Here is a 665-nt window from a genome sequence, read left to right as displayed (position 1 = left end):
ACTTATGTCGGTCTTGCAAAAGAAATCGGCGATCATGGCGAACTGATCGTCCAAACAAATGAACAGGAAATGAGCCTATCTTCTGGTGAAATCAGCCTTACCTCTATCGGTTCCTGAGAAGAATAGCGCTCTGAAGAGGACACCGATTTCTATGCAGTGTCCTTTTGCGCTTTCCTCCGTATACCATTTTCCCTCACGCTGCCCCTCTACACTTTTTCCATTAACCAGAAAAAGACGTTTCGCCCACACCGATAAATCATGCTACCCTTCATATGTATATCTAACTGTAAAATAGAGAGGGAGTACGCATATGCCGAATGAAAATCAGATAGAAGAATTTAAAAAACATATCTGTACAATCGAAAAATATAAGAACACTTTAAATGTACTACAAAAGACGAAACCTAAGAATAGTAAAGAGATGAGAATTAAAGCAACAAAAATAAAGACTTTGCAAAAAAAAATAGAAAACGCACAAGACACGTGTCAAAATCTTCTGATAAACCTATCTAACGACTCCAATGTCAAAAAACTTTCTGAAATCATAGAAAAATTTAATAAGAACGCATTAGAAGTAAACACAAGTAAGCAGACAGTAAATTCGAGGATTAGCTTCTTAGAAAAACGCTTATCGAAGTTAAATAAAAATCAAAAGAAAATGGAGC

The 665-nt window shown here is 35.9% G+C and carries 2 protein-coding genes; both read left to right on the top strand.

The window, feature by feature from the left end; all coding sequences use genetic code 11:
* Nucleotides 1-117: hypothetical protein (locus QLH51_RS19990; protein WP_443018855.1), on the top strand; the 117-nt coding region annotated here is incomplete at its 5' end.
* A 193-nt stretch (nucleotides 118-310) separates the two neighbouring features.
* A partial coding sequence (locus QLH51_RS19840) for a hypothetical protein (RefSeq protein ID WP_206429332.1) occupies nucleotides 311-665 on the top strand: 355 nt, incomplete at its 3' end.

This window comes from Sphingomonas sp. 2R-10, from assembly GCF_030062225.1.
Lineage (GTDB): Bacteria > Pseudomonadota > Alphaproteobacteria > Sphingomonadales > Sphingomonadaceae > Sphingomonas.
This window is presented reverse-complemented; position numbering and strand designations above follow the sequence as displayed.